The following is a 23215-nucleotide window of genomic DNA, read 5'->3' as shown; positions in this document are numbered from 1 at the left end:
CCGGCATGACGTCGGGACACGGGGTGTCCGGTCTGCTCCGACGCTATGCCGCAAGATGAGAGGAGCGGGGGCATATCAGCCAATGTCGCCGCTCCCACCGGGTGTGACTTCGCTCTCGCCGTCACCGTCCGGGGAGTGCGCGGCGCCGTACCGGGGGTCTTCGATGCCCCGTCCCGCCCGCGAGGATCAGCGACCGCCGCCCGGCCACGGATGTCGTCCGCGGGTGCCGGGCGCAGGGCAGGGGCACCAGTGCCCCCGCGAGCTATCGCGCTGATCACGCCACAAGGCTATCGCCCCGCACGGGCTCCTCGTCATGAGCCGCATGTGTACAAAACCGGGCCCTCGACTTGGACGTTCCGCACAGCTACGCCCGGGTAACGGCGTGGTCCGGGGTACCGGACGCCGCGGTCACCCCGCCAGCCGCTCCGCCACCGCCACGGCCTCTCCCAGCGTGTCCACCACCGGCACCCCGACCCCCTCGAGGCTGGCCCGGCTGTGCGACCCCCCGGTGTAGAGCACCGCCCCGGCGCCCACGTGGCTGGCCGCCACCGCGTCGTCGGCGGCGTCCCCGATCACCACCGTGCGAGCGGGCTCCACCCCGGACAGCGCCAGCTGCGCGAGGTGCCGCACCATGTGCTCGGCCTTGCTGCCCCCGGACGGCCCGGTCCGGCCGTCGACGCGTATGAAATGCGTCTCGATCCCGAGGCCCTTGACCAGCGGCACCAGCTCGTCGTGGCCGTACATGCTGAGGATCGACTGGCTGCGCCCCGCCGACCGCCACCGGGTGAGCAGCTCCGTGGCACCGTCCGCGAGCGTGCACCGGCTCCGGTGCACGCTGTAGTGGCGCTGGAAGGCCGCGTCCATGACCTTCCACTCGGCGTCGGTGGGCAGCCGCCCCATCAGCCGCTCGTAGAACTTCGGCACCGGCACGCAGTACAGCGCCCGGTACCGCTCCAGTGTGATCGGCGCCAGTCCCAGCTCGGCGAACGCCGCGTTCGTCGCTCCGATGATCGCGTCGTTGTCGTGGAACAGCGTGCCGTTCCAGTCCCACACGATGTGTGCGCCCGTCTGCATCCCCATGCCCGAAAACGTACCCGGCGCCACTGACAATCGGGACACCGAGTCACGTTCTTCCTGCTCAGACCAGGTTCGGGATCTCCTGCGTCGCGTACCAGAGCAGCTCGTGGTCCTCCGTGCCGTCCACGACGAACTGGGCGTCGTCGTCCCCGCCGTCCGCCGCGGCGAGGGCCTCGGCCGCGGCGCGCACGTCCGCCTCGGCGTCGGCGGAGTCGACGTGCACCGCGGCTGCCTTGGCCAGCATCAGCGGTCCGGCGACCCGGACCTCGCCCAGCGCCGCCGGATCGAGTCCCCGGTCCGGGTCGGCCACGGCGGCGCCGTCGGGGACGTCTGCGGCGAGCACGACCCGGCGCCGTGCCTCGGCCGGGTCGGCCGCCAGCACGCGCAGCGAGGCCAGGGCGGCCTGGTTGAGGGCGGCGTACTCCAGCTCCTCGATGTCGTCCGACAGGTACCACTCGCGCAGCGCCGGTGTGACGGCGTACGCGACGAGCGGCCCGGCCCCCAGTTCTCCCGCCCGGTGCGCCTCGGCGAGGCCGGACAGGGTCAGGGGGACGTAGACGCGCATGAGTCTGCCGCTTTCGTGGTCGGGGACGCCGGGGGAACGCCGTCGGAGCACTCGGCGCGACCCGGGGAAGAGCCTTCAGGATACGTGCGGGTGTCCCCTTTCGAGTCCCCACCCGTGCCCTCCGACACGTCCACCCCGGTCCCGGAATTCACCCTCCCCACCCCGCAGTCCCGGCCTCTCCACTCCCCCGCATCACTCTGATAGGTGAACCTCCCGACCCCCGCGACCCGACCGCCCGCGTCCTTGCCGTGCCGCCCCTCCACCCCGTACAAGATCACCGACCGCGAAGTTACCGCCCGGTATCACCCGGGCCGCCGAACGGGGACCCCCATGCGCAAGGTCATGACCCGAACCCAGCCCCGCCCCACCGCCCCCACCTCCCCTCCCACCTCACCGCCACCGCCCTACGGCGACCCGGGTGCCACGTCCTCCTGTGCCCCGGCGGCCACGCCGTCGTACCGCCCGGGGGCCTCGCCGTCGTACGACCCGGGGGCCACGCCGCCCGGCGGACCCGGCGGCGCCCCGTCCCGTAGGCCCGGCGACACCGAACCCCGCGTGTCCGGCGGGCCCGAAGACACCCTGTCCGGCGAACCCGGCGGTATCCCGCCCCGTGCGCCGGGCAGTGTGCCGCCTCGCAGGCCGGGCGCGCGCGGGGTGCGTGCCGCGGCGTCCGGTGGGCGCCCGCCGGGGTCTCCGGGCCGGTCGCAGCGGTCGCGTACGCGGCCGGCGGACACCCGCCCGCCCACGGCCGGACCGGGCCGGGGCGCAGGGCCCGCTCCGGTCACAGGGCCCCCGGGCGCCCCCGCCCCGAAGTCGGCACCGGACCCGGCCACGGCCTCCGCCCCCGGCCGCCCGACCACGGTCCCGGTCGCCGACCGCCCGACCACAGCCTCTGTCGCCGCCCGCACCGCGAACGCCGCCTCGGCCCTCGTCGCAGCCCCCGTCCAGGGGCTGATCGCACCCGGCGGCCACCCACAGATCGCCCGGCCCTCCGCGGCGCCCGTCGTCCCCGCTCAGACGCCTCGCCGGCCCGTCCCACAGCTGCGCCCCACCGACCACTTCGCCGAGCTCCTGCTCGGCGTCCTCAGCGGTCGGCGCCCCGTCCACTCGATGCTCCGCCACACCGTCGGCCGCGCCTACGACGACCTGGCCCACCTCGCCGAACGCGGACCGCTGCGCACCCGCGGCACCTCCCCCGTCGTCCGCGACATCGGCTACTTCGAGCCCCGGCCGGGCGCCCTGGAGGTCTTCGCGCGCATCGGTGCGGGCGACCGGCTGCGGGCCATGGCGTTCCGCCTGGAGCGGGGCCGGGACCTGCGCTGGCGCTGCACGGCGGTGGAGGTGGGCGGCCCCCGCAGAACCCGCGCGGACGACGACTGACCGTCCCGGCCGGCCCGCCGGAACAAGGCCGCCAGGAGACACGACCGCCGCCAGGACAGGCCGAAGGGCCGGTCACCCCGGGTGACCGGCCCTTCTCACCGCCACGGCGCCCGCGGGCGCCGCGCCGTCACTTCTTGCGGCGCCGCCCGCCCTTGGCCTGCTTGCGGCGCTCCGCGCGCGTGAGCCCGTCGGACTGGGCCTGGGCGGGCTCGCCGTCGGTGAACTCACCCTCGACGACACCGCCCTCGCCGTCCACGGTCGGAGCGGAGAAGTGCAGGTCACGGCGCTGCGGCGCGTCGAGGCCCTTGGCCCGGATCTCCGGACGGGCACCCGCCTGGGCCGGAACCGCGTCCTGCGCGCCCTTGTCGAGCGACGGGGCCGCGTCCTCGACCGGGACCTCCTCGACCTGCTGCTCGACCTGGACCTCCAGGTTGAACAGGTAGCCGACGGACTCCTCCTTGATGCCCTCCATCATGGCCTGGAACATGTCGAAGCCCTCGCGCTGGTACTCGACCAGCGGGTCCTTCTGCGCCATCGCGCGCAGGCCGATGCCCTCCTGGAGGTAGTCCATCTCGTAGAGGTGCTCGCGCCACTTGCGGTCCAGGACCGACAGGACGACCCGGCGCTCCAGCTCGCGCATGATCTCGGAGCCGAGCTGCTTCTCCCGCGCCTCGTACTGCTCCTGGACGTCGTCCTTGATGGACTCCGCGATGTAGTCGGCGGTCAGTCCGGCCCGGTCGCCCGCCGCCTCCTCCAGCTCCTCGACGGTGACCTTCACCGGGTAGAGCTGCTTGAAGGCGCCCCACAGCCGGTCGAGGTCCCAGTCCTCGGGGAAGCCCTCGGCGGTCTCGGCCTGCACGTACGCGTCGATCGTGTCGTTCGTGAAGTGCTGGATCTGCTCCTGCAGGTCCTCGCCCTCCAGGACGCGGCGACGCTCGCCGTAGATGACCTCGCGCTGGCGGTTGAGGACCTCGTCGTACTTCAGGACGTTCTTGCGGGTCTCGAAGTTCTGGGTCTCGACCTGCGACTGGGCGGACGCGATCGCGCGCGTGACCATCTTGTTCTCGATCGGCACGTCGTCCGGCACGTTCGCCATGGACATCACGCGCTCGACCATCTGGGCCTTGAACAGCCGCATCAGGTCGTCGCCCAGCGAGAGGTAGAAGCGGGACTCACCGGGGTCGCCCTGACGGCCGGAACGACCGCGCAGCTGGTTGTCGATGCGCCGCGACTCGTGCCGCTCGGTACCGAGGACGTAGAGGCCGCCCAGGTCCTTGACCTCTTCGAACTCGGCCTTGACCGCCTGCTCGGCCCGCTCGAGCGCGGTGGGCAGGGCCGCGGCCCACTCCTCGATGTGCTCCTCGGGGTCGAGGCCGCGCTGGCGCAGCTCCGCCTCGGCGAGGTCCTCGGGGTTGCCGCCGAGCTTGATGTCCGTACCACGGCCGGCCATGTTGGTGGCCACCGTCACGGAGCCCTTGCGGCCCGCCTGGGCGACGATCGTCGCCTCCCGGTCGTGCTGCTTGGCGTTGAGCACCTCGTGCTGGACGCCGCGCTTGCTGAGCTGCTGCGAGAGGTACTCGGACTTCTCGACCGAGGTGGTGCCGACGAGGATCGGCTGGCCCTTGCGGTGCTTCTCCTCGATGTCGTCGACGACGGCCTCGAACTTCGCGACCTCGGTGCGGTAGATCAGGTCCGACTGGTCCTTGCGGACCATCGGCCGGTTGGTCGGGATGGGCACCACGCCGAGCTTGTAGATCTGGTGGAACTCGGCGGCCTCGGTCATCGCCGTACCGGTCATGCCGGACAGACCGGGCTGTTCCTTGTCGTTGTGGTCGTGGCGCTTGTAGAGGCGGAAGAAGTTCTGGAGGGTGATCGTGGCGAGCGTCTGGTTCTCGTCCTTGATGTCCACCCCTTCCTTCGCCTCGATCGCCTGGTGCATGCCCTCGTTGTAGCGGCGGCCGGCGAGGATACGGCCCGTGTGCTCGTCGACGATCATGACCTCGCCGTCGATGACGACGTAGTCCTTGTCCTTCTTGAACAGTTCCTTGGCCTTGATGGCGTTGTTCAGGTAGCCGACCAGCGGGGTGTTCACCGACTCGTAGAGGTTGTCGATGCCCAGCCAGTCCTCGACCTTGGCGACGCCCGACTCGTGGATGGCGACGGTGCGCTTCTTCTCGTCGACCTCGTAGTCGCCGGTCTCCTCGATGCCCTTCAGGGTGTTGCCGGCCTCGCCCTTCTTCAGGCGGGTGACCAGCTTGGCGAAGTCGCCGTACCACTTGGTGGCCTGGTCGGCCGGACCGGAGATGATCAGCGGCGTACGGGCCTCGTCGACGAGGATGGAGTCGACCTCGTCGACGATGGCGAAGTTGTGGCCGCGCTGGACGAGCTCGTCCTTGGACCACGCCATGTTGTCGCGCAGGTAGTCGAAGCCGAACTCGTTGTTCGTCCCGTAGGTGATGTCGCAGCCGTACATCTCGCGGCGCTGGGCCGGCGTCTGGTTGGCGAGGATGCAGCCGACGTCCAGACCGAGGAACTTGTGGACGCGGCCCATCATCTCGGAGTCGCGCTCGGCCAGGTAGTCGTTGACCGTGACGATGTGCACGCCCTCGCCGGACAGGGCGTTGAGATAGGCGGGCAGCGTGCCGACGAGGGTCTTGCCCTCACCGGTCTTCATCTCGGCCACGTAGCCCATGTGCAGGGCGGCGCCACCCATGATCTGCACGTCGTAATGCCGCTGGCCCAGGACGCGCTTGGCGGCCTCGCGGACGGTGGCGAAGGCTTCGGGCAGCAGGTCGTCAAGGCTCTCACCGTCGGCGTAGCGCTGCTTGTACTCGTCGGTGAGGGCACGCAGCTCGGCGTCGGAGAGGTCAGCGAAGTCCTCTTCGATGGAGTTGACCTGGTCCGCGATGCGGTGCAGCTTGCGCAGGATCTTGCCTTCGCCTGCACGCATGAGCTTCGAGAGGACGGACACGGGGGTTGGTCTCCTTGCCGGTCGGGCCTGGGACGGTCGGTTTCCTGTGACGGATCGGGCAACGGCCATCGTATGCGAGGACCCCGCTGCCCCGGGAGGCCTGCTGCGACGGGGACCGTCCGCTCCTTGCATCCAGCATCCCTGTCTGCTGTCACCCCTTTCAACGTCCGGGCCCCGCGGATGGTGCCGCACCTTCCGGCGAATCGCACGAGAGGTGACCGGATGTTCACGCACGGCAAAAATATTGGCGCCTCCACGGGGCGCCGCGCAGAATCGGCCGATGGAACCCGTCACCCTCACCACCGACCGCCTCGTCCTGCGCACGGTCGGCCCCCGGGACGCCGAGGCCGTGTACACCGCCGCACAGGATCCCGACATCCAGCGCTGGACGACGATCCCCTCGCCCTACCTCCCGGAGCACGCGCGGGGCTTCACGGAGCAGATGGTCCCCGACGGCTGGGCGAACGACTCGATGTTCACCTTCGGCCTCTTCCTCCCGGCCGGGGACCTGGTGGGCATGCTCGCCGTCACGATGATCTCGCTGGGGACCGGTGAGATCGGGTTCTGGAGCACCAAGGAGCACCGCGGCCGGGGCTACATCACCGAGGCCTCGGTCGCCGCCGCCCGCTGGGCCTTCACCGAGCGGGCCGTGGACCGCCTGGAGTGGCGCGCCGAGGTCGGCAACACGGCCTCCCGCGCGGTGGCCCAACGCGCGGGCTTCACCGTGGAGGGCACGTTGCGCTCCGCGATCAACAACAAGGGCGTCCGCCGCGACTGCTGGATCGGCTCCCTCCTCCCCTCGGACCTCGCCCTCCCGTCCACGTCCCCGTACCTCCCGACACCGACGTAGCTCCGGGCAGTCGCCCCGCACCGGTCCCCAGCCGCGGGCAGTCATGCCGCACCCTCCCCCCAGCCGCGGCCAGTCGTGCCGCACCCTCCCCCCAGCCGCGGCCAGTCGTGCCGCACCCTCCCCCCAGCCGCGGCCAGTCGTGCCGCACCCTCCCCCCCAGCTGCGGGCAGTCGTGCCGCTGGGGCGGCACGGGTGGGCGCAGCGGCACCCCGCAACGCCGGGCCGCGTCCCCACCCCCGCCCAGCCCCCACACCGGGCACCCGCGAACGCCGTCCCCCGCACCGCCCACGCCTCACCGCGCCGTACCTCACCGCACCGCACGCCCCACTGTCAGACCCACCCCCTATCGTGCGGACGTATGACGACCCTCCCGCCCCCCGCCACGGAACTGTCCGCAGACGAGGCCCGCCGCCTCGCCCTCCGCGCACAGGGCTTCCTCGGTGCCCCCGACCGCCGCGCGGGCGTCCGCGGCGTCCTCCGTCACCTGGGCGCGGTGCAGCTCGACACGATCTCGGTCCTGGCCCGCTCCCACGAGCTGATCCCCTACGCCCGCCTCGGCGCGGTCGGCCGCCGGACCGTCGACGACTCCTACTGGACGGACACCCACGCCTTCGAGTACTGGTCCCACGCCGCCTGCATCCTCCCGATCGAGGAGTGGCCCCACTTCGCCTTCCGCCGCCGCGCGTACCGCAACCGCCCGCACTGGAACCACCACCTCCCCGACGGCGACTACGACCGCGTCGTCAAGCAGCTCCGCGAGGAGGGCCCCCTCACCGCGACGGACCTGGGCGGCGCGAAGAGGACCAGCGAGTGGTGGGACTGGTCGGGCACGAAGGTCGCCGTCGAGCGCGCGCTCATGTACGGCGAGGTGGTGTGCGTGGAGCGCCGCGGCTGGAAGCGGGTGTACGACCTGGCGGAGCGCGCCGTCCCGGCCGCACTGCTGCACGACGACCTGGACGACACGGAGTGCCTGCGCCGCCTGGTCCGCCTGGCCGGCCAGTCCCTGGGCGTCGGCACGCGCGCGGACATCGCGGACTACCACCGTCTCAAGGCCGAGCAGGTCGACGCGGTGATCGCCGACTCGGGCCTGGTGCCGGTTACGGTGGCGGGCTGGGGCCGTCCCGCCTGGGCGGACCCGGCGGCCCTGGTGACGACCCCGCGGGGCCGTCACCGCACGACGCTGCTCTCCCCCTTCGACTCGCTGATCTGGGAGCGGGCGCGCACGGAGCGGATCTTCGGCTTCACCCACCGGCTGGAGGCCTACGTACCCCGGCAGAAGCGGGTGCACGGCTACTTCGCGATGCCGGTCCTGGCCGGCGGCCGGCTCGTCGGCCGGGTGGACCCGGCCCGCGAGGGGCGCACCCTGGTCGCCAAGCAGGTCACGCTGGACGGCCCGAAGGCGGCCCCGGCGGTGGCCCAGGCACTCGTCGAGGCGGCGAGCTGGGTGGACTGCACGAACGTACGTGTGGAGCGGGTCGAGACTCCGGATCTGCGTGAGCCACTGGTCCGGGAGCTGGCCCGGCTGCTCGACTGACCGGAACGGCTCACCGGGTCACCAACTCACCGGATCTCGAGAATCTTCTCCCGCATCGCGTACACCACGGCCTCCATCCTGGAGTGCAGCTGGAGTTTCTCCAGGATGTTGCGCACGTGGTTCTTCACGGTGTTCTCGGAAATGAACAGTTCCTTGGCGATGTCCCGGTTGTTCATTCCCGTGGCGACCAGCTTGAGGACCTCCAGCTCGCGATCCGTGAGCCGGGGCGCGGGCACCAGCCGGCGTTCGTCGGTGCGCTGGATCATCGACTTGAACTCGGTCAGCAGTTTCGAGGCCATGGACGGACTGATCTGGGACTGTCCGTCGGCCACCGCGCGAATGGCGGTGGCCACCTCGTCCGTCGAGATCTCCTTGAGGAGATAACCGGTCGCGCCCGCCTTGATCGCGTCGTAGAGGTCGGCCTCCTCGTCGCTGATCGTCAGCATGATGATCTTGGCACTGGGGGCCACCTCCTTGATGGAGGTGCAGGCCTCGATACCGCCCCGCTTGGGCATCCGCACATCCATCAGGACGATGTCCGGCAGCAGGTCGGCCGCCTTCTCCACGGCCTCGGCGCCGTCACCGGCCTCTCCGACGACCTGGATGTCCTCCTCGGCCGCGAGCACGATCTCCAGGCCGCGGCGGAAGAGGGCGTGGTCGTCCACGACCAGCACCCTGATCGGCTCCTCGCGTGCGGAGCCCGCGTCCGGGCCCATGCCGGCGACCCTGTCGTCGATCCCGTGGTCGACGCCCGCGCCCCGCATCGGTCCGAAACTGTCCGCCATCGTTCCTCCCCCTGAAGGCTGTGGCACGTGGTCCTGAGCCATCGCCAACCCAGAGCAACGACCCACCGGTTGGGCCGTTGCCGCCATGATTCCATGCCCGGCCGACAGCGGGGTGACCGAACGGGCAGCTCTGGGGTCGCACACCCTCGCGCACCGTCGCACACCGGTGCCCCTGGGGGCGCACACGCGCTCCAGGGGCACCGAACCGCTGTCACCCGGCGGCGTGTGTCAGCCGCCGAGCGCATCGCCCGCGTCGGGGGCGTGCGCCGAAGTGACCATCGTGTCCGTGGTCAGGTGGATCACGCCGTAGTCGTAGGCGTGCCGCCGGTAGACGACACTGGGCTCCTTCGTCTCGGAGTCGACGAACAGGTAGAAGTCGTGCCCGACCAGCTCCATCTCGTAGAGCGCCTGGTCGAGGGACATGGGTGCGGCCACGTGGGTCTTCTCCCGGACGACGAGCGGACCGTCGCCCTGGACCTCCAGCGAGCCGATCTTCTTGGTGGGTACGCCGTCCTGCTTCTCCGTCGGGACGACGTCGCCGTTCCCGTTGAGTGTCGCCGCGCCGGGTACGTGGTCGGCGACCTCGGCCGCCGAGATCCGGCGTGCGCCGCGGCGCGAGAAGCGCTTGTCGTGCTGCTTGCGCAGCCGTGCGCCGAGCTTCTCCGCCGCCAGGTCGAGCGCCGCGTAGGGGTCGCTCGCCGCCGCCTCCGCCCGGATCACCGGACCGCGGGAGCGGAGCGTGATCTCCACTCGGTCACAGCGGTCGGCCTGCCGGGGGTTCGGCTCCTTGGACACCTCGACGTCGAGGCTGATCACCTTGCCATCGAGCTTCTGGATCTTCTCCAGCTTCAGCTTCTCGGCCACGTGCTTCCGGAACCGCTCGGGCACCTCGGTCTTGCGGCCCTTGACGACGATGTCCACGCAGAACTCCGTTCCCGGATCGCTCCGCTTCGACGGCGGAGCATCTCCCTTTTGCACCAGGTTCCGGTCCATCCCGAAACCTCGGACTCGGTGACGTCCACCTCCTCCCCCGCGGGCGGGATCTCCACTCCACCGGTGCGGGTGATGACGGTAAAACCCGCAGCACGGCATTCGGATTTGAGAGGTGTGGCCTGCGGCTTTGCCTCACAACCGAACATATCTCGCCCGGACGGATGTCGTCACCCTCTACCGCGGCGTACCTCCGTTCCGGTGAATTGACTCCCTCATTACCTGCAACGACGTAAGTTCTCAGTCAGTTCCGGTTTATTTCGAAAGAATCTGGTGAAGCCGCGACCACTGCCGCGCAGATCGCTTCACGGATCACGCCACCGCCTCCGTATGGACCCGCCATTCGGGGTCCGGTCTTCCGTTCCTCTCTGCCTTCCCCTGCCTCGGCCGGATACACAGCCGATCTCGCCGTCCCGTACGCGGCCGGACCCGCCCGCGACTCAACGGGGGCGGCCGTCGCCGCCCGCACCGCACGGGCCGCCTCGGCGAGCGACGCCCCCGTCGTCATCAGGTCGTCGACCAGGACGACCGTCCCACCGCCGCGCAGCAGCCCGCCACCGCCCGGAGCCACCGCCAGCGCGCCGGCGAGATTGTCCAGCCGCCGCCGGGCGTCGAGCCCCGACTGGTCGGCCACGGCGTACCGCTGCCGCAGTACGGCGAGCACCCGGGCGGACGTCCCGGTGCGCCGCAGCTCCGCCGCCGCCGCGAGGGCGATCCGCCGCGCCGGATCGTGCCCCCGCGTCCGCACCGCTCTGCGTGCCGACGGCACGGGCACGAGCAGCACCGGTCCCCGCACCCGAGCGGGACCCGCCACTCCGGCCCCCACCGCACCGGACCCCACGTCACCGGCGTCCGTCCCCGCCGCCCTGAGACCCGCCCGCACCGCTTGCGCCAACGCCACGCCGAGCGGTGCCGCGAGGGCCAGCACGCCCCGCTCCTTGTGGGCCAGCAAAGCCGCCCGCACCTCGTCCGCGTACGGCGCCGCCGCGTGCACCGCGGGCAGGCCGGGCGGCTCCGGCTCCGGACGCACGCGGCACGGCGGGGCTCCGCTCAGCGCCGTACGGCACCGGGGGCACAGCACCGCCCGAGAGGTGCCGCAGCCCCCGCACTCGGCGGGCAGCACCAGGTCCGTGAGGTCCGCCCACCCTCTCCGCCATGTCCGCCCTGTGAGGCATGTCCGCAATCCGCGCATGGCCACCACTGTGCCCCTGCCTGCGAAGCCCCGCCAGGCCTGTGGAAAACGTCGGCCGACCGCCTGTGGAAAACCCGTCGGGCCACGAAACGGCGGACGCCCCACCCCGCTGACGGGACGCCCCACCCCGGCCGGACGGGACGCCTCACCCCGGATAGACCGGCGCGGTCCCCTCCGTCACCTTCTGCCACTGCAGCCCGGACGGCAGCCGCACGATGAGGTCCTCCGAATACGCCACCAGCGGCAGCCGCTCGTCCTCGGTCGCGGCGATCTCCTTGACGCCGGTCAGGGCCGCTGGCACCGATGCCTCCGGCGTCGAGCCGTCGACCTGGACGTATCCGATCTGCTGGACGCCCCCGCGCTCGCGGCCCACCACTACGAGCCGGGCGTCGCCGGCCCAGGACATGGCCGTGACCTCCTCCAGCTCGGGGGTCGCGGAGCGCAGTTCGAGCACGGTGACCGCGGGCACGTCGCCCGCCTTCCCGTCCCGTTCGATCCGCCCGATGAGCAGCGACCGCTCGCCGTCCTTCTCCACGACGAGCGCGATCCGCACCCCGTCTGCGGCCACCCGCACGGCCTGGACACGCCCGTCGAGGCCCGGGGTCCGCACCTCCACCGGATCGCCCGCGCCCTCCTGCAGCAGCAGCAACCGCGGGTCGGCCGGGTTGCGGTCGGCGATCCACAGGTCGCCCTGCGCATCCCAGCTGGGCGGGGTCAGCCGGTCCGACTCCGTCTTGCCCTGGCTGGTCAGCACGGGGTCGCCGAGCGAACCGCCCGACACCAGCGAACCGACGTACAGCAACTTGTTGTCGAGACCGATCCCGGCGGCGCTGTGTTCATCGCGCGACACCGCCACCGACCGCAGGGCCTGCTGGCCCTCGCCCAGCGGTCCGGGCACGGGTTCGGCCCGGGTCCCGTTGCTGCCGGCCGCGATCCGTACCAGGCGGTCCTGGTCGTCGACGAAGTACAGGTAGTCGGGCGGCTGCGCAGAGCCGCGCGTCGCCACCGTCTCGGCGCGGTCCTCGGAGAGCGAACACAACGGCTTACCGCCCGAGCGCAGCTCGACCTCCTGCACCGCCGGGGTGAGGTTCTGCAGCGTGAACAGGAGCTGCGCGGCCATCTCGTCGCACTTGTCCGCACCGGCCCGCGCCGCCTTGTCGTTCAGCGGAACGGTCAGCTTGCTGCGGTCGTCGGGGGTCAGCGAGCCGGCGTTCTTCGCCAGCGCCGTCCCGGTCGGGAAGCTGGACCTGACCACGGGGCCCAGCAGGCTCGTCGGCCCGCTGAGCAGGGAACGCACCACCTGGGTCATCGGATCCACCCGCCGGCGCACGTAGACGGGATCGGCGACGGCCGCCGGCTCCCGCACCGGTCCCGTCTCGGCGTCCGCCCTCACCGGGGTGTTCGAGGCGAAGTAGTACCGGTTGACCGACATGTAGTTGCGCTGGAAGTCCGACTTGCCCATGACGACGCCCGTCGGCAGCGAATCGATGCGCCACTGCTTGGACTTGCCGTCCCGGGTGAGGTGCACCGACTCGCGGTACGTGCCGTCGGCCGGCGCGTACGACTGCTGCGCGTCGACCGTGGCGACCTTGGTGCCGGTCAGCGTGACCGAGTAGTCGTTGGCGTCCTCGCGGTTGCCCGAGTGGTCGGACTCCGTTCCCGGCCCGCCCGCGAGCACCGTCGCCGAATCGTCCGGCCGCCAGTTCTTCGCGGCGTCGCCGGTCAGGTACTTGCGCGCCGTCTCATAGTGCGGATCGTCGCTGGTCAGCGCCTCCAGGAAGCCCTGCACAATGTCGGCGGGCGGGGCGTCGTCCCGCGGCGGCATCGCGAACACCCGCACCTGCGGGTCCTGCCGGGGCGTGGACTCCACACCCCTGAGATCCCCGCTGTCGGGCATGGCCGCACATCCGGCCAGCAGTACGACACCGCCGACGGCGTACGCCACCACGCGTGCCGGCCCCCGCCGACCGCCCCTCCCGCGGTCAGCGCCCACGAGATGCCTCCCCTTGCCTGCTCGAGTCCTCGGGACCGGCGTCCTGGCGGCCCGCCGCCTCCGGTGCCGGCCCGCCGTCCTGCCTCCGCGCCCCCGACACGGGCCTCGGCACCACGCGCGCGCCGTTGCCCGGCAGTGCCGTCGGATCCGCCGTGGGTGCCACCGTGGCCTGCCTCGGCGTTATCGGCCCCCGCGCGGGCACCGCGGAGACCTGCCCCGCCGGCACCTGCGCCGGGACGCCGACCGACTTGACCGTGCCGCGCGCCACCGCCGGGTCGGCGAGGCCGGCGTCGTTGAGCCCGCGGTTGCGGCGCGAGTCCGTCGGCTCCAGCGGTATCGGCGAGCCCCTGAGCGGCTCGTCCGCCGTCCTGGGCAGCGTCAGCCGGAACTGCGAGCCACCGCCGGGCTCGCCCCAGGCCTGCAGCCAGCCGCCGTGCAGTCGCGCGTCCTCCAGGGCGATCGACAGCCCCAGCCCCGTACCGCCGGTGGTACGCGCGCGTGCCGGGTCGGCCCGCCAGAAGCGGCTGAAGACCCGGGTGGCCTCGCCCGGCTTGAGTCCGACGCCGTAGTCGCGCACCGCGACGGCGACGGCGCCCCCGGCGGCGGCGAGCTTGACGACGACGTCCCGGCCCTCGCCGTGCTCGACGGCGTTGACGACGAGGTTGCGCAGCACGCGCTCGACCCGCCGGGCGTCCGCCTCGGCCACGACGGGCTGCTGGTCGCCGGAGAGGCGTATCTGCGTCCCCTTGCGCTCGGCGAGCGGCTCCGCGCCGCTGACGACGCGCCGTACGACCTCCCTGAGGTCTATCGGCTCCGCCTCCAGCGCGGCGGCGCCCGCGTCGAACCGGCTGATCTCCAGCAGGTCGGCGAGCAGCGTCTCGAACCGGTCCAGCTGGTCGGCGAGCAGTTCGGCCGACCGCGCGGTCACCGGATCGAAGTCCACGCGCGCGTCGTGAATGACGTCGGCCGCCATCCGTACGGTCGTCAGCGGCGTGCGCAGCTCGTGCGACACGTCGGAGACGAACCGCCGCTGCATCCGCGACAGGTCCTCCAGCTGGCTGATCTTGAGCTGGAGGTTCTGAGCCATCTTGTTGAAGGCCTCGCCGAGCCGGGCGATGTCGTCCTCGCCGGTGACCTTCATCCGTTCCTGCAACCGCCCCGCGGACAGCCGCTCGGCGATGCTCGCCGCCATCCGAACCGGCGTGACGACCTGGCGCACCACCAGCCAGGCGATGGCGCCGAGCAGCACGACGACGAAGAGCCCGGCGGTCGCCAGAGTGCCCCTGACCAGGCTGAGCGACTTCTCCTCCTGGGTGAGCGGGAAGAGGTAGTACAGCTGGTACGGCTCGCCGTTCGGGTCGTTGACCTGCTTGCCGATGACCAGTCCCGGCTGGGACGCCTGGTCGGAGTTGTAGACGATCCGGGTGTAGCTCTGGGCGGCCGCGGTGTCGCCGTCGATCCGCTCCCGCAGGGCCTCGGGGACGCTCACCGCCCAGTCGACCGATCCGGAGGCGCGCGGACCGCGTCCGCTGCCGCTCTCCCCGCCCATGGGGAGGGTGACCACGTCGAAGGCGCTCTGGCCACCGCTGGAGAGCGACTTCACCAGCTCGCTCATCCACTGGATGACGTTCTGCGAGGGACGCCCGTCCGCGGGAGTGCCGTCGTCGCCGTTGGTGCTCGCCGCCTCCTCGGCCTTCTGCTTGGCCGCCGTGAAACCACCGGTGGCCTGGCTCTGGGAGGCCTTCACCTTGGCGTCCAGCAGTCCGTTGCGGACCTGGCCGATCACCACGAAGCCGAGCAGCAGCACGACGCCCAGCGACATCAGCAGGGTGGTGGCGACGACCTTGAGCTGGATGTTGCGCCGCCACAGCCGCATGACCGGCAGCAGGGGACGGCGCACCCAGCGCATGAACAGACGGAGCACCGGGCTGCCCTGCACCCCGCCGTGCAGCAGCCCGCCCTCCAGCACACGGCCGAAGAGGCGGGAGCCGGCGCTCCGGTGGCCGACAGGCCGTCCGGCGCGGGCCCCGGACCCGGGCGCCGAAGCGGCACTGTCCCTGGCCATGTCAGCTCGGTCCGGCCTTGTAGCCGACGCCGCGGACGGTCACCACGATCTCCGGCTTCTCCGGATCCTTCTCGACCTTGGAGCGCAGCCGCTGGACGTGCACGTTGACCAGGCGGGTGTCGGCGGCGTGCCGGTAGCCCCAGACCTGCTCGAGGAGCACCTCGCGCGTGAACACCTGCCACGGCTTGCGGGCCAGCGCCACCAGCAGGTCGAACTCCAGCGGCGTCAGCGCGATCGACTGTCCGTCCCGCTTCACGGAGTGACCGGCCACGTCGATGACCAGATCGCCTATGGCGAGCTGCTCCGGCGCCGGTTCCTCCGACCTCCGCAGCCGCGCCCGGATCCGGGCCACCAGCTCCTTCGGTTTGAACGGCTTCACGATGTAGTCGTCGGCGCCCGACTCCAGACCCACCACGACGTCGACGGTGTCACTCTTCGCCGTCAGCATCACGATCGGCACACCCGACTCCGCCCTGATCAGGCGGCACACCTCGATGCCGTCCCGTCCGGGCAGCATCAGGTCGAGCAGCACCAGGTCGGGCTTGGTCTCCCGGAAGGCGGCCAGCGCCTTGTCGCCGTCGGCTACGAAAGACGGCTCAAAACCCTCACCACGCAGCACAATGCCGAGCATCTCGGCCAGTGCGGTGTCGTCGTCGACGACAAGGACTCGTCCCTTCATAAACGACATCATCCCATTAGCTAATCGTTACCTGGCGTGACCTGGCACACAGCGAGGCCAGGGCCTCGGTCGTCACGGGCGAAACCACACCCTCCTCGGTGACGATCGCCGTCACCAGTTCGGGCGGAGTCACATCGAACGCCGGGTTGTACGCCTGGGTCCCCAGGGGTGCCACCGGAATCCCGCCTCCCGCTCCCGCCACCGGCACCTGAGGTGCTGTGACCTCGGTCACTTCATATCCGGGGCGCTGTTCCACTTCGATGGACGCCCCGTCCGGCGTGTCCGTATCCACCGTCGTGACCGGAGCCACCACGACGAACGGCACATGGTGGTACCGCGCGAGCACCGCGAGCGGATAGCTCCCCACCTTGTTCGCCACCGAACCGTCGGCCGCGATGCGGTCCGCACCGATCAGTACCGCGTCCACCTCACCCGCCGCGAACAGCGAACCCGCCGCGTTGTCGGTGAGCAAGGTGTACGCCATGTCGTTGCGGGCCGCCTCGTATGCCGTCAGGCGAGCACCTTGCAGCAAGGGACGCGTTTCGTCCACCCACAGGCGTCGCAGCCGTCCCGACCGATGTGCCGCGAGCGCCACCGCGAAGGCGGTCCCCTCACCGCCCGACACCAGCGACCCGGTGTTGCAGTGCGTGAGGACGCGGTGCCCTCCGGCGGGCAGCAGCTCGTCGAGCAGCGCCAGTCCGTGCGCGGCCATCCGGGCGCTGGCCTCGGTGTCCTCCCGGTGCAGCGCCCTTGCCGCGGACAGCGCCGCCCGGGCGGCCTGCCGGGTGTCACCGGTCCTGCCGAGCGCCTCCCGGTGCGCGGCCTGCGCCCGGCGCACCCCGACGGCGAGGTTCACCGCGGTCGGGCGCGCCCCCGCCAGCGCCACCGCGGCCTCCTCGACCTCGAAGCCCCGTACGGCGGCGAGCGCGACCCCGTAGCCGCCCGCGATGCCCAGCAGCGGTGCCCCGCGCACGGCGAGCGAGCGGATCGCCTCCACCAGCGCGGCCGGGTCCGTGCAGACCAGCTCGACCTCCTCGGCGGGCAACCTGGTCTGGTCCAGCAGCACCAGCACCGGACCCTCGGGGGGTTCCTCCCAGCGAAGGGCCGGTATCCCGGTGGGCCGCTTGCCCTCGCCGTTTCGCGCGTCCTGATCAGCCATGCGGTCAGTCTGCCCCCTGCACGACGGACAATTGAAGGTGCGCAGCCCCCACCGCGGCCGGTCCGCACCCGACGCCCCCATGGCACGATGGCTGCCAACCTGCCGCCGCGACCGCGGACGCGCACCGTGAAGGAGCGACGATGAACGACACTCCGGGCTGGGCATCGCCCGGATCCGCCCCGTCCGACGGGCACGAGCCCGGCGCGTCCGGCCCCGCCGAGCCCGCCGACCGCCCCGCCGGCCCCGATCAGCCCGCGCCGCCCGCGGACCGGCCGGGTGCGGAACCGACGAGCCCCGGCACGAAGTGGTCCAAGGAGCAGCCGCCCCCCGGCCAGTGGTCCGCTCCCACCGGCCCCGGGGACCGGGGCCAGGCCCCGCCTCCCCCACCGCCCGGCCCGGGCTGGGGCACCCCGCCCCCCGGACCCCCCGGAGGCGGCTACGGAGGCTACGGCGGCCCCGGGCGCCCCGGCGGCTACGGCGGCCAGGGCGGGGGCTACGGCGGCTACGGCGCCCCCGGTGGACACGGCGGTTGGGGAAGCGGCTGGGGCGGCCCCCCGCCCGCGGCCAAGCCCGGCGTGATCCCGCTCCGCCCGCTCGGCGTCGGCGAGATCCTCGACGGTGCCGTCTCGACCATGCGCACCTACTGGCGCACCGTCCTCGGCATCTCCCTGACCGTCGCCATCTTCACCGAGGTCATCGTCGTGCTGCTCCAGGGCCTCGTCCTGGACGACACCGGCAGCGAGGCCCTCAACGACCCCGACGCCACCCTGAGCGAACTCGGCGACGCGCTGGCCGACACCACGATCAACTCGGGGGTCATCTTCCTGATCTCCCTGATCGGCACCGTACTGGCCACGGCCCTGCTCACCACCGTCACCAGCCGCGCCGTACTCGGCAGGCCGGTGACCACCGGCGAGGCCTGGCGAGACGCCCGCCCCCAGGTGCTGAAGCTGTTCGGCCTGATCCTCCTGCTGCTCCTCATCGTCGCCGGACTCGTCACGGCCGGTATGACACCCGGTCTCCTCGTCACCGCCACCGCGGGTGGCGAGGCCGGAGTGGCCCTGACCGCCCTGGGCTTCCTGGCGGGCGGCGTCGTCGCGGTCTGGCTCATGGTCCGCTTCTCGCTGGCGTCCCCCGCGCTGATGCTGGAGAAGCAGGGCATCAAGAAGGCGATGGGCCGCTCGGTGAAGCTGGTGCGCGGCTCCTGGTGGCGCGTCTTCGGCATCCAGTTGCTCGCCACGGTCATCGCCAACGTCGTCGCGTCGATCATCGTCATCCCCTTCGCCTTCCTCGCCGCGACACTCGGCGGCGACGGCATCGGCGGCTTCCTGGAGGGCACCGGCGACCTCGGCTGGACCTTCCTCGTGGTCAGCGGCATCGGCTCGGTGATCGGCTCCATGATCACCTTCCCGATCACTGCGGGCGTGACCGTGCTGCTCTACATCGACCAGCGCATCCGCCGCGAGGCCCTCGACCTCGAACTGACCCGCGCCGCCGGGCCGCAGGGATCCGGCCCGCAGGGCTCCGGTGCCTCCGGCGCCGTCCCGGGGAGCTGACGGGGTGAGTCCGGCGGGGGGAGTGCTCACGGAGGTGCTGGCACGCACCGCCGCACGAACGGTGTCGCGCTCCGGCGACGAACCACCGGTGACGATCCCGCGCGACCCCGCGCGGGACGCCGCGCGCCGCGAGCTGTCCAAGCGGATGTACCACGAGAACGACCCCAGCTGGTTCCAGCGGGCCCTGAACGCCTTCTGGGACTGGATCGAGGAGCTGTTCGGCAAGGCGTCCACCGCGACGCCCGGGGGAACGCTGGGCCTGGTGGTCGTCGTCGTGGCCGTCCTGGCGGCGCTGGGCGCCCTCTGGTGGCGCCTGGGCACCCCGCGCCGCGGACCCGTCTCCGCCCCCGCCCTCTTCGACGACCGTCCCCGCAGCGCCGCCGACCACCGCGCCGCCGCCCAGGCACACGCCTCCCAGGGACACTGGAACCAAGCCGTCCAGGAACGCATGCGGGCCGTCGTCCGCGCCCTCGAGGAACGCGCCCTGCTCGACATCCGCCCCGGCCGCACCGCCGACGAGGCGGCCACCGAGGCAGGCCGGGCCCTGCCCGACCACAAGGACCGGCTGCGCGCCGCCGCACGGGACTTCGACGACGTCGCGTACGGCGGCCGGCCCGGCAGCGAGGAGTCGTACCGGCACCTCACCGAACTCGACCACGATCTGGACCGCAGCAAACCGCACCTGGCGAGCAGCACGGCCGGCCGCCGCACGGGCGACGCCGCGGACCGGGACACCCGCCGGGGAGCCGCCGAATGACCACCGAGGCCACGCTCCCCACCACCGCGGCCTCGCCCACCGCCCGCCAGGTGTGGACCCGCGCGCGGGGCATCGCACTCGCCCTCGTCCTGCTGCTCGTCGGGGCCGTCGGCATCGCGGTCGTCCGCTCCGACGCCCGGCACGGCGAGCTCGACCCGCGCTCCGCCGACCCCTACGGCAGCCGCGCCGTCGCCGAACTCCTCGCCGACCGGGGCGTCTCCACGCGCGTGGTCACCACCCTGGACGAAGCGCGGGCCGCGGCCGGACCCGACACCACCCTGCTGGTCGCCGTGCCCGACCTCCTGACGGAGCGCCAGCAGACGGGACTGCACTCGGCGACGTCCGGCTCCGGCGGACGCACCGTCCTGGTCGCCCCCGGCGGCGCTGCCGTCGAACGCCTCGCCCCCGGCGTCACCGCCGACCCCGCGCTCAGCGTCGACTCGACGCTGGCCCCCGCCTGCGACCTGCCCGCCGCACGGCGCGCGGGCAGCGCCGACACCGGCGGCATCCGCTACAGCACCCACCTCGAAGCCGACGCCTGCTATCCCAGCCGGCGCCTGGCCACCCTCCTGCGCATCCCCGACCCGTCCGCGACGGCGTCCGCTGAGGGCACCCCCGGCGACACCGTCGTCCTCGGCGCCCGCGACATCCTCTTCAACAACCACCTCGACGAGCACGGCAACGCCTCGCTCGCCCTCCAGCTCCTCGGCTCCCGCGACCACCTGGTCTGGTACCTCCCCTCCCTCTCCGACCTCCCGGACCCGGACGACGAACGCGGCTTCTTCGACCTGCTCCCGTCCCGCTGGCTCTGGGGCACCCTGCAACTCTTCATCGCCGCTGCCCTCGCCGCCCTGTGGCGGGCACGCCGACTCGGCCCCCTGGTGCCCGAAAAACTCCCCGTCGCGATCCGCGCCTCCGAAACCGTCGAAGGCCGCGCCCGCCTCTACCGCAAGGCGAACGCCCGCGACCGCGCCGCCACCGCTCTTCGCTCCGCCACCCGCACCCGCCTCGCCCCTCTCGTAGGCGTCCCCGTCCCCCAGGCAGACTCGCCCGAGTCCCTGCTTCCTGCCCTGTCCGCCCACCTCCACGGCGCACACGGCGACGGACAAGCCCTGCACACCCTCCTCTTCGGCCCGCCGCCCGGTGACGACGCGGCCCTGATCGCACTCGCCGACCAACTCGACGCCCTCGAAAGAGAGGTACGCCGTCCATGATGGACCCGACCACTGACAACGCCGGGCAGACCGCGGCCCCGGGCAACGCCCGCGCCGCCCTCGAAGCCCTGCGCGCCGAGATCGCCAAGGCCGTGGTCGGCCAGGACGCCGCCGTGACCGGTCTCGTCGTAGCCCTGCTCTGCCGCGGCCACGTCCTCCTCGAAGGCGTCCCCGGGGTCGCCAAGACGCTGCTCGTCCGCACCCTCGCCGCGGCCACCGAACTCGACACCAAACGCGTCCAGTTCACCCCCGACCTGATGCCGAGCGACGTCACCGGCTCCCTGGTCTACGACGCCCGCACCACCGAGTTCTCCTTCCAGCCCGGCCCGGTCTTCACCAACCTCCTCCTCGCCGACGAGATCAACCGCACGCCCCCGAAGACCCAGTCCTCCCTCCTCGAAGCCATGGAGGAACGCCAGGTCACGGTGGACGGCACGCCCCGCCCGCTCCCCGATCCCTTCCTCGTCGCGGCCACCCAGAACCCGGTCGAGTACGAGGGCACCTACCCCCTCCCGGAAGCCCAGCTGGACCGCTTCCTCCTCAAACTCACCGTCCCCCTGCCCACCCGCCAGGACGAGATCGACGTCCTCACCCGGCATGCGGCCGGCTTCAATCCGCGCGACCTGCACGCCGCCGGCGTACGCCCCGTCGCGAGCGCCGCCGACCTGGAGGCCGCCCGCGCGGAGGCCGCCAAGACGACCGTCTCGCCGGAGATCACCGCCTACGTCGTCGACGTCTGCCGCGCCACCCGAGAGTCGCCGTCGCTCACCCTCGGCGTCTCCCCGCGCGGCGCCACGGCCCTGCTGTCGACGGCCCGCGCATGGGCCTGGCTCACCGGCCGCGACTACGTCACCCCCGACGACGTGAAGGCTCTGGCCCTCCCCACCCTCCGGCACCGCGTACAACTCCGTCCGGAGGCCGAGATGGAGGGCGTGACCGCGGACTCGGTCATCAACGCGATCCTCGCCCACGTCCCCGTTCCCCGCTGATGGCACTCACCGGACGCGCCGCGCTCATCGCGGCCCTGGCCTCCGTCCCCGTCGGCATCTTGGACCCCAGCTGGACGGGCATCCTCGCGGTCAACGCCCCGCTGGCCGCGGTCTGCGCCTGCGACTTCGCCCTGGCCGCCCCCGTACGCCGCCTCGGCCTCACCCGCTCCGGGGACACCTCCGCCCGTCTGGGCGACACCGCCGACGTGACCCTGACGGTCACCAACCCCTCGCGGCGCCCGCTCCGGGCCCGCCTGCGCGACGCCTGGCCGCCCAGCAGCTGGCAGCCCGGTACCGAGACGGCGGCCTCCCGCCACAGCCTGACCGTTCCCGCCGGCGAACGCCGCCGGGTGACCACCCGCCTGCGCCCCACCCGCCGCGGCGACCGCCACGCGGACCGCGTCACGATCCGGTCGTACGGCCCCCTGGGCCTCCTCACCCGCCAGGGCACCCACCGGGTCCCCTGGACCGTCCGCGTCCTCCCCCCGTTCACCAGCCGCAAGCACCTCCCCTCCAAGCTGTCCCGGCTCCGCGAACTCGACGGCCGCACCAGCGTCCTCACCCGCGGCGAGGGTACGGAGTTCGACAGCCTGCGCGAGTACGTCCCCGGCGACGACACCCGTTCCATCGACTGGCGCGCGACGGCCCGCCACTCCACCGTCGCCGTACGCACCTGGCGCCCCGAACGCGACCGGCACATCCTGCTCGTCCTCGACACCGGCCGTACTTCGGCCGGTCGCGTGGGAGACGCCCCGCGCCTCGACGCCTCCATGGACGCCGCCCTGCTCCTGGCCGCCCTGGCCTCCCGCGCGGGCGACCGCGTCGACCTCCTCGCCTACGACCGCCGGGTACGCGCCCTGCTCCAGGGCCGCACCGCGGGCGACCTCCTTCCTTCCCTGGTCAACGCCCTGGCAACCGTGGAACCGGAGCTGGTGGAGACAGACGCGCGTGGCCTCACCGCGACCACTCTCCGGTCGGCCCCTCGCCGGTCCCTGATCGTCCTCTTCACGACCCTCGACGCGGCCCCGATCGAAGAGGGGCTTCTCCCCGTCCTGCCACAGCTGACCCAGCGCCACACCGTCCTCGTGGCCTCGGTGGCCGACCCGCACATCTCGGCCATGGCCGAGGCCCGCGGCCACACAGATGCCGTGTACGAGGCCGCGGCGGCCGCACAGGCCCAGTCGGAGCGCCGCCTCATCGCCGACCAGCTCCGCCGGCACGGCGTCACGGTCGTCGACGCGACCCCTGGCGAGCTTCCTCCGGCACTCGCGGACGCCTACCTGGAACTCAAGGCCGCAGGCCGCCTATAGAAAAAGGCGGGGCCTTGTGGCCCCGCCCAGTTCAGTATCGCTTCAACGACCCCTGAACGCAGAAAACCCCGCACCGTTCCCGGTGCGGGGTCTCCCAGCAATAATTGTTCGGCGGCGTCCTACTCTCCCACAGGGTCCCCCCTGCAGTA

Annotated in this window: 18 protein-coding genes; 8 read left to right on the top strand and 10 right to left on the bottom strand. The window is 72.4% G+C overall.

Features of this window, described 5'->3' with window-relative positions:
* Positions 1-408: 408 nt before the first annotated feature.
* Both ACZ7MF_RS22070 and ACZ7MF_RS22065 read right to left on the bottom strand, forming a co-directional pair.
* Positions 409-1080, bottom strand: coding sequence for an HAD family hydrolase (locus ACZ7MF_RS22070; RefSeq protein WP_471478957.1), 672 nt, complete (start codon positions 1078-1080; stop codon positions 409-411).
* Between the two features lie 58 nt (positions 1081-1138).
* Positions 1139-1642: a DUF6912 family protein gene (locus ACZ7MF_RS22065; RefSeq protein WP_471478954.1), complete on the bottom strand. Its 504-nt coding sequence runs from the start codon at positions 1640-1642 to the stop codon at positions 1139-1141.
* Positions 1643-1984: 342 nt separating this feature from the next.
* Between ACZ7MF_RS22065 and ACZ7MF_RS22060 the strand changes: the two genes are divergently transcribed.
* Positions 1985-3022: an Rv3235 family protein gene (locus ACZ7MF_RS22060; RefSeq protein ID WP_471478952.1), complete on the top strand. Its 1038-nt coding sequence runs from the start codon at positions 1985-1987 to the stop codon at positions 3020-3022.
* Between the two features lie 127 nt (positions 3023-3149).
* Here ACZ7MF_RS22060 and secA read toward each other — a convergent pair whose 3' ends face one another.
* Complete coding sequence (gene secA / locus ACZ7MF_RS22055) at positions 3150-5993, bottom strand: preprotein translocase subunit SecA (protein ID WP_471478949.1); 2844 nt, start codon at positions 5991-5993, stop codon at positions 3150-3152.
* Positions 5994-6273: 280 nt separating this feature from the next.
* Here secA and ACZ7MF_RS22050 point away from each other — a divergent pair, with 280 nt between their 5' ends.
* The gene (locus tag ACZ7MF_RS22050; protein WP_471478947.1) at positions 6274-6843 is read left to right on the top strand and encodes a GNAT family N-acetyltransferase; all 570 of its coding nucleotides are present in this window, start codon (positions 6274-6276) and stop codon (positions 6841-6843) included.
* 358 nt (positions 6844-7201) lie between these two features.
* Positions 7202-8377: a winged helix-turn-helix domain-containing protein gene (locus ACZ7MF_RS22045; RefSeq protein ID WP_471478945.1), complete on the top strand. Its 1176-nt coding sequence runs from the start codon at positions 7202-7204 to the stop codon at positions 8375-8377.
* A gap of 26 nt (positions 8378-8403) precedes the next feature.
* Here the strand turns inward: ACZ7MF_RS22045 and ACZ7MF_RS22040 are convergent, their stop codons facing one another.
* The 7 genes from ACZ7MF_RS22040 to mtnA form a co-directional block, all read right to left on the bottom strand.
* A complete protein-coding gene (locus ACZ7MF_RS22040) occupies positions 8404-9162 on the bottom strand; it encodes a response regulator transcription factor (protein WP_356858677.1) in 759 nt (252 codons plus the stop codon).
* A gap of 228 nt (positions 9163-9390) precedes the next feature.
* Positions 9391-10083 carry a ribosome hibernation-promoting factor, HPF/YfiA family gene (hpf, locus tag ACZ7MF_RS22035; protein ID WP_356858679.1) on the bottom strand — a complete coding sequence of 231 codons (693 nt, stop codon included), beginning with the start codon at positions 10081-10083 and terminating at the stop codon, positions 9391-9393.
* 313 nt (positions 10084-10396) lie between these two features.
* Positions 10397-11344 carry a ComF family protein gene (locus tag ACZ7MF_RS22030; protein ID WP_471478943.1) on the bottom strand — a complete coding sequence of 316 codons (948 nt, stop codon included), beginning with the start codon at positions 11342-11344 and terminating at the stop codon, positions 10397-10399.
* 145 nt (positions 11345-11489) lie between these two features.
* Positions 11490-13337: an LpqB family beta-propeller domain-containing protein gene (locus ACZ7MF_RS22025; protein ID WP_471478941.1), complete on the bottom strand. Its 1848-nt coding sequence runs from the start codon at positions 13335-13337 to the stop codon at positions 11490-11492.
* Positions 13327-15402: a two-component system sensor histidine kinase MtrB gene (gene mtrB, locus ACZ7MF_RS22020; protein ID WP_471478939.1), complete on the bottom strand. Its 2076-nt coding sequence runs from the start codon at positions 15400-15402 to the stop codon at positions 13327-13329. The genes ACZ7MF_RS22025 and mtrB overlap by 11 nt, the downstream gene beginning before the upstream one ends.
* A gap of 1 nt (position 15403) precedes the next feature.
* On the bottom strand, positions 15404-16093 hold the full coding sequence (mtrA, locus tag ACZ7MF_RS22015; RefSeq protein ID WP_003975799.1) for a two-component system response regulator MtrA: 690 nt from the start codon (positions 16091-16093) through the stop codon (positions 15404-15406).
* 4 nt (positions 16094-16097) lie between these two features.
* Positions 16098-17240 carry an S-methyl-5-thioribose-1-phosphate isomerase gene (gene mtnA / locus ACZ7MF_RS22010; RefSeq protein ID WP_471478937.1) on the bottom strand — a complete coding sequence of 381 codons (1143 nt, stop codon included), beginning with the start codon at positions 17238-17240 and terminating at the stop codon, positions 16098-16100.
* Positions 17241-17380: 140 nt separating this feature from the next.
* Between mtnA and ACZ7MF_RS22005 the strand changes: the two genes are divergently transcribed.
* Genes ACZ7MF_RS22005 through ACZ7MF_RS21985 form a run of 5 tightly spaced genes read left to right on the top strand, consistent with a single transcriptional unit; the run spans position 17381 to position 23066 of the window.
* The gene (locus ACZ7MF_RS22005; RefSeq protein ID WP_471478935.1) at positions 17381-18796 is read left to right on the top strand and encodes a DUF7847 domain-containing protein; all 1416 of its coding nucleotides are present in this window, start codon (positions 17381-17383) and stop codon (positions 18794-18796) included.
* A gap of 34 nt (positions 18797-18830) precedes the next feature.
* Entirely contained in the window at positions 18831-19553 is a 723-nt protein-coding gene (locus tag ACZ7MF_RS22000) for a DUF4129 domain-containing protein (protein WP_471478932.1), read from the top strand.
* A complete protein-coding gene (locus ACZ7MF_RS21995) occupies positions 19550-20767 on the top strand; it encodes a DUF4350 domain-containing protein (protein WP_471478930.1) in 1218 nt (405 codons plus the stop codon). Before ACZ7MF_RS22000 ends, ACZ7MF_RS21995 begins: the two co-directional genes overlap by 4 nt.
* Entirely contained in the window at positions 20767-21756 is a 990-nt protein-coding gene (locus ACZ7MF_RS21990; protein ID WP_471480085.1) for an AAA family ATPase, read from the top strand. Before ACZ7MF_RS21995 ends, ACZ7MF_RS21990 begins: the two co-directional genes overlap by 1 nt.
* Positions 21756-23066, top strand: coding sequence for a DUF58 domain-containing protein (locus tag ACZ7MF_RS21985; protein WP_471478928.1), 1311 nt, complete (start codon positions 21756-21758; stop codon positions 23064-23066). Before ACZ7MF_RS21990 ends, ACZ7MF_RS21985 begins: the two co-directional genes overlap by 1 nt.
* Positions 23067-23215: the final 149 nt, after the last annotated feature.

It is taken from the genome of Streptomyces sp. NPDC111628 (assembly GCF_055635195.1).
This window is presented reverse-complemented; position numbering and strand designations above follow the sequence as displayed.

Bases quoted from the DNA above. Each gene is read 5' to 3' on its own strand.
- ACZ7MF_RS22070 (WP_471478957.1), bottom strand. From the start codon at position 1,080: ATGGGGATGCAGACGGGCGCACACATCGTGTGGGACTGGAACGGCACG.
- ACZ7MF_RS22065 (WP_471478954.1), bottom strand. From the start codon at position 1,642: ATGCGCGTCTACGTCCCCCTGACCCTGTCCGGCCTCGCCGAGGCGCAC.
- ACZ7MF_RS22060 (WP_471478952.1), top strand. From the start codon at position 1,985: ATGACCCGAACCCAGCCCCGCCCCACCGCCCCCACCTCCCCTCCCACC.
- ACZ7MF_RS22050 (WP_471478947.1), top strand. From the start codon at position 6,274: ATGGAACCCGTCACCCTCACCACCGACCGCCTCGTCCTGCGCACGGTC.
- ACZ7MF_RS22045 (WP_471478945.1), top strand. From the start codon at position 7,202: ATGACGACCCTCCCGCCCCCCGCCACGGAACTGTCCGCAGACGAGGCC.
- ACZ7MF_RS22040 (WP_356858677.1), bottom strand. From the start codon at position 9,162: ATGGCGGACAGTTTCGGACCGATGCGGGGCGCGGGCGTCGACCACGGG.
- ACZ7MF_RS22030 (WP_471478943.1), bottom strand. From the start codon at position 11,344: ATGCGCGGATTGCGGACATGCCTCACAGGGCGGACATGGCGGAGAGGG.
- mtrB (WP_471478939.1), bottom strand. From the start codon at position 15,402: ATGGCCAGGGACAGTGCCGCTTCGGCGCCCGGGTCCGGGGCCCGCGCC.
- mtrA (WP_003975799.1), bottom strand. From the start codon at position 16,093: ATGATGTCGTTTATGAAGGGACGAGTCCTTGTCGTCGACGACGACACC.
- mtnA (WP_471478937.1), bottom strand. From the start codon at position 17,240: ATGGCTGATCAGGACGCGCGAAACGGCGAGGGCAAGCGGCCCACCGGG.
- ACZ7MF_RS22005 (WP_471478935.1), top strand. From the start codon at position 17,381: ATGAACGACACTCCGGGCTGGGCATCGCCCGGATCCGCCCCGTCCGAC.
- ACZ7MF_RS21995 (WP_471478930.1), top strand. From the start codon at position 19,550: ATGACCACCGAGGCCACGCTCCCCACCACCGCGGCCTCGCCCACCGCC.
- ACZ7MF_RS21990 (WP_471480085.1), top strand. From the start codon at position 20,767: ATGGACCCGACCACTGACAACGCCGGGCAGACCGCGGCCCCGGGCAAC.
- ACZ7MF_RS21985 (WP_471478928.1), top strand. From the start codon at position 21,756: ATGGCACTCACCGGACGCGCCGCGCTCATCGCGGCCCTGGCCTCCGTC.